Genomic DNA, 1,874 nt, shown 5'->3' with positions numbered 1-1,874 from the left:
TGAGTTAAAATGTAGCTGGCGGTAAAGTTCGTTTCATTAACATCACCAGGAGCTAGGGCTGCAATTGCAGCGCCATCGACAGTTACTTTAGGATCCGTAACTACAATTTGTGTAAGGGTTACATTTCCAGTATTGGTCACTGAAAAAGTGTAGTTAATTGTTTCGCCAACTTGCGCAAAACCATCATTATTTTCATCTGCGAAAACACCTTTTTTCACTAAAGCAACTTTCGGATTTTGCTTGTTTGAAAGGTTGACTATGTTTTCGTCATCATCAGTTACATCTTTATTATCAGTGTCTTTCCCTTTTGTAAAAGCGGTATTGGTAACTTGTCCTGCATTAATATCTTCTTGCGTTAATTCGTAAACAGCGGTAAAATTATTTTTGTTTGTATCGCCAGGTGCTAAAGATGTAATAGCATTACCAATTACAGTTACTTTTGGGTCGGTTACAGTGATTTGACTCAAAATAACATTTCCAATATTGGTAATTGTAAAAGTATATTTAATTGTTTCGCCAACTTGTGCAAAACCATCATTATTTGTATCGTTGAAAGTACCTTCTTTAATGATATCTATTCCAGATTGTGTTATTTCATAAGAATAGTTTATTGTACATTCTTGTTGGTCTGTGATTGTGACATTATAGTTTCCTGTTGCTAAATCAGTTATGTCTTGTGTTATAGCGCCATTAGACCATAAATAAGTATAAGGAGCTGTTCCTCCAGTAGGGGTAATATTTATAATTCCATGACTACATGTGATGCAATTGTTATTATTTGTTATTTCGACAGTTGCGCTTAATTTTGCCGTAGGTTGATTAATCATTACAGAACAATTAGTTTTATATCCCAACTCATCAGTAACAATAACTTTATGTAACCCAGAACTCAAAGCTATTGCTGTGGCAGTAAATTCGCCATTATCCCATAAATAAGAGTAGTTTTTATTACCTCCAGATGCTGTTACCGTTGCAATACCGTTGTTTTCTCCAAAACATTTTACAGGAGAGTCTTCAATAACATTACATGAAAAAACATTCGGTTCAGATATAGTAATTTCACAAGACGTTTGACATCCTTTAGAATCAATTACTATTACTTTATGGAGTCCGCCGTTAAGAGCAGTTGCTGTTGCAGTTATTTCGCCATTATCCCATAAATAGGTATAATCTCCATTTCCACCATTAGGATTTATTGTTGCTTGTCCATCACTTAATCCGTTTGAGGAAACTGCTTTTTTAGGAGTAATCGAACAATTTATAGCCGCATTAGGCTGTGTTAGCGTAATAGTTTTAGAAGTTGTACAGTTTTTTGCATCAGTAACAGTTACTTCGTAAACGCCGCTTGCTAGGTTGTTTAAATCTTCAGTTGTAGCAGCGATTGTCGTTCCATCTTTTTTCCAAGAATAAGTGTAGGATGCCGTTCCACCAGTAGTTGTTAGTTTTATTGCTCCAGTAGCGTCATTGTAGCAGTTTACATTAGTTTGAGAATCTAAAGAGACTGCTAAAGCCGCATTAGGCTGTGTTAGTGTAATTGTTTTAGAAGTTGTACAGTTTTTTTTATCAGTAACAGTTACTTCATAAACACCGCTTGCTAGGTTGTTTAAATCTTCAGTTGTAGCAGTAATTGCGGTTCCGTCTTTTTTCCAAGAATAAGTATAAGATGCCGTTCCGCCAGTAGTTGTTAATTTTATTGCTCCAGTGTTGTCATTATAACAATTTACATTAGTTTGAGAATCTAAAGAGAGTGCTAAAGCGGCATTAGGCTGCGTTAGTGTAATTGTTTTAGAAGTTGTACAGTTTTTTGCATCAGTAACAGTTACTTCATAAACACCGCTTGCTAGGTTGTTTAAATCTTCAGTTGTAGCAGCGAT

1 protein-coding gene is annotated in these 1,874 nt (G+C 35.3%); it reads right to left on the bottom strand.

The annotated features are described in order from the left end of the window. Window positions 1-1,874 (bottom strand): DUF7507 domain-containing protein (locus HNP99_RS17395; RefSeq protein WP_463671066.1); only part of this gene is annotated, 1,874 nt, incomplete at both ends.

It is taken from the genome of Flavobacterium gelidicaeli, from assembly GCF_013294005.1.
Lineage (GTDB): Bacteria > Bacteroidota > Bacteroidia > Flavobacteriales > Flavobacteriaceae > Flavobacterium.
The sequence above is the reverse complement of the archived record's forward strand: the minus strand, read 5'-3'. Positions and strand labels throughout refer to the sequence as shown.